Origin of the sequence: Acetobacter sp. AAB5 (genome assembly GCF_050106715.1) — a bacterium.
Classification (GTDB): Bacteria; Pseudomonadota; Alphaproteobacteria; order Acetobacterales; family Acetobacteraceae; genus Acetobacter; species Acetobacter oryzifermentans.
The window spans coordinates 1-3932 of the sequence record NZ_JBNIEW010000034.1; the positions used below are offsets into that span (position 1 = coordinate 1).

The 3932-nt window shown below is 55.7% G+C and carries 1 protein-coding gene; it reads left to right on the plus strand.

Annotation, left to right across the window (positions count from 1 at the left end; genetic code table 11):
• Positions 1 to 3932, plus strand: a 3932-nt coding sequence (locus ACP7IZ_RS13465; protein ID WP_426849667.1) for a DEAD/DEAH box helicase family protein, incomplete at both ends; no start/stop codon positions are given.

Sequence of the window (3932 nt, forward strand, 5' to 3'; positions counted from 1 at the left end):
GAGGCAGAGCAGGACGTGCTTGCTCGTTTTACAGGTTTTGGTGCGGGTGAACTTGCCAACAACCTCTTCCCGCCGACAGGCAAAGAAGTGCGCAAGGGATGGGAAAGTCTTGCGTCAGAACTTGAACAGCTTACGACGGAGACTGAAAGGGCTGGCCTGCGGCGCGCCACGCAATATGCCCACTACACCCCGGAACTGATTGTTCACTCGCTGTGGGATATGGCTCAGCGTATGGGCTTTCGTGGCGGTTCGGTGCTTGAACCGGGTTGCGGAACCGGGGTCTTTATAGCCGCACGACCTGAAAAACTGGAAGGCAAGATAGCCTTCACAGGTATTGAAAATGACCCAATCTCTGCCCGCATAGCGCGCAAACTCTATCCAAACCAATGGATCCGCAGTGAGGATTTCACCCGAGCCCAGCTCCCACGGGGCTATGATCTGGCGATTGGTAACCCACCCTTTAGCAATCGCACGGTGCACGGTCGTGATGGGTTAGAGAAGCAGGGTCTCAGTCTTCATGACTTCTTCATTGCCCGCTCAATTGATGCTTTACGACCAGGGGGTATCGCCCTGTTCGTGACCTCCCGATACACGCTGGACAAAACGGATCCTAAGGCACGACGGATTATGGGCGAGAGCGCAGACCTGCTTGGCGCTGTGCGTTTACCTGAAGGCGCAATGCGTGACGATGCCGGGACAGATGTGGTGGTCGATATCCTGGCATTCCGCAAACGAGAAATGGGGGAAGAGCCGTCAAACGAGAGCTGGGTTGAAACTGCAGACATCCCAGACTCAGATGAGGGGAATGGTCCGCTCGTCATAAACCGGTATTTCCATGACCATCCCGAACAGGTGCTCGGCAGTCATATCTGGACGACAACGCAGTTTGGTCCCGATTACACATGCTCTGCCACCGCCGGCGCAGAACTAGACCTTCTTCTTCCGCAAGCCCTGAGCCGGATCGCGCCCAACGTTCATTTTCTACAGCCGCTGGAGGCACGCATTGTCCGGCCAGCAGGTGAGGGCGTTACGGTTGGAACCGCGGCAAGTGGTGCAGACCTCAAGGAAGGAAGCTACTTTGTAGACCGGGGTGTTCTGCACCAGATTAGCGAGGGACAGACTCAGATCGTCCCGATCCGCAAGGCAGGTCAGGCAGAGGGGATTTTTGCCAAACATGCTCGGATCATCCGCGGGTTGGTGCCCATCCGTGATGCCGCACGAAGTGTGTTGCGGGCTCAGATGCAGAACCTGCCTTACGGGTCGCAGCAGCGCACTCTGAAAACAGCGTACCAGAGTTTCGTGCGTGAATTTGGCCCCATTAATCATACCCGCACCACGCTGCGCGAAAATCCTGAAACTGGGAAAACACGGGAAACCCAGCGGCGCCCGAACTTGCAGCCCTTTATGGATGATCCTGACGTTTGGCTGGTGGCATCGATTGAGGAGTATGACGAACGCACGGATACGGGCCGCATGGGGCCGATATTCTCTGAGCGTGTCATTCATGCACCGACAGAGCCTGAAATACACGGAGCCCATGACGCGCTGGCTGTGTCCTTGCATGAAACGGGACGTGTGGATCTGCCTCTCATTGCCGAACTGCTGGGACGGAGTGAAGCCGATACGTTGATTGAACTGGGCGAGAGTGTTTACCTTGATCCAGAACGCAGCGCGCAGGGCAGGGACGTCTGGGTTACGGCCGATGAGATGCTTTCAGGCGCCGTGCGGACCAAGCTGGGTTTGGCACGTGACGCCGCACAACTTGACCAACGGTTTGCACGCAATGTCAGCGCCCTTGAAGGCGTGCAGCCCCCGGATCTGCGCCCCTCTGAAATTACAGCCCGTCTGGGAGCGCCCTGGTTGCCCGTCACGGACATTCAGGACTTCGTACAAGAGGTCATGGGGATTGAAACAACCGTTCGTCATACCCCGGAAGTGGCATGCTGGAGTATCAACAGAACGCCGTTTCTGTCTCGCGCAGAGGCTACATCCGTCTGGGGCACGGAACGACGCAATGCAGCGGAATTGCTGGAAGACGCGCTCTCCCAGTCCATTCCCAAAATCTGGGATCATTGGCGCGATGAAAATGGCAACGAGCGACGCGAACTCAATACGCAGGAAACGGAAGCGGCCAAAGAAAAACTGGCTGCTATTAAAAGCGCGTTCGAAAAGTGGGTGTGGCAGGATCCCGATCGCTCTGACCGTCTCGTAAAGCTCTATAACGAGACTTACAACAATCTGGTGCCACGGGCCTTTGATGGCAGTCATCTGCGTCTGCCTGGCGCAAGCAGTGCGATTACCCTTCGTGCGCACCAGAAGCGCGTGGTCTGGCGGATTATTGCCTCAGGGCGCACCTACATGGCCCATGCTGTGGGGGCAGGAAAAACCTTCTCCATGGCGGCTGCCGTCATGGAGCAGAAACGCCTTGGACTGATCAGTAAGGCCGTTATCGTGGTTCCCGGTCACTGCCTTGCACAGATGGCGCGTGAATTTCTCATGCTCTACCCTACGGCGAGAATTCTCGTGGCGGACGAGACAAATTTCGTCAAAGCGAAACGCCAGCGTTTTATTGCCCGCGCAGCAACTGAAAACTGGGATGCGATCATCATAACCCATGACGCTTTCAAGTTTATTCCGGTGGAGGCGGGTTTTGAACGGGAGATGATTGAAGACCAGATTGCGTCATACGAGGCCATTCTGTCTGGCCTGGATGGCGATGACCGTATCTCCCGCAAGCGTATTGAACGCATGAAAGAGGGGATGGAGGCTAAACTGGAAGGATTAGCCGCCCAGAAGGACGATCTCCTTCACATGGGTGAAATGGGCATCGACCAGATCCTTGTGGATGAAGCCCAGCTCTTTCGGAAACTGTCTTACGCGACCAATCAGTCCGATCTGCGAGGTGTCGATCCTAACGGCTCACAGCGCGCATGGGATCTTTTCGTAAAAACACGTTACCTCGCGAAGACTGATCCAACACGTCCACTGATCATGGCTTCAGGTTCGCCGATTACGAATACGATTGCCGAATTGTGGAATGTCGGACGGTATATGGATCTGGATGCTCTTGTCGCACGCAATCTCCACGAATTTGATGCTTGGGCGGCCAACTTTGGGGAAACACGCACCGAACTAGAGCTTCAGCCCAACGGCCTCTATAAACCGGTCACGCGCTTTACCGAATTCGTCAATGTGGCCGATCTGATGGCCATGTATCGTGACTTCGCGGACGTCGTTCAGTCAGACGAGTTGGCCCGTTATGTCAAGCTGCCCTCAGTTAAGGGGGGTAACAGACAGATTGTGGTGGCCGAAAGCACAGAAGACTTTCGGGCATTCCAGCAGACACTAGCAGAACGGATGCGCGCGATTGAAGCCCGTTCAGGTCGTCCACAGAAGGGGGACGACATCATTCTGAGTGTGATGAATGATGCCCGGCATGGTGCGATCGATCTGCGCTTTGTCGCACCATGGGCGGATAGTGACCCACATTCCAAGCTGAATGTGATGATTCGGAAGGTGTTTGAAATCTGGCATGAGACATCTGCCAATCGTTACACCAATCCCGAGACGGGCAGGGCTTACGATTTACCGGGGGCCGTGCAGATGATCTTCTCCGATCTCGGCACACAGGCCTCCCAGACCAGGCGCGGGTTCTCGGCTTATAACTGGATCAGGTCAGAGCTGATCCGCATGGGTGTCCCAGCCGAGCAGATTGCCTTCATGCAGGATTACGACAAGGCGGCAGCCAAGCTGCGTCTGTTTGGTGATCTCAATGCAGGCCGCAAGCGTATCCTGATCGGTTCAACAGCCACAATGGGAACAGGGGTCAATGCCCAGCAGCGCCTGAAAGCCCTGCATCATCTCGACGTGCCCTGGCTTGTTGCCGATATCATGCAACGTGAAGGTCGGATTGTGCGTCAGGGCAATCAGCA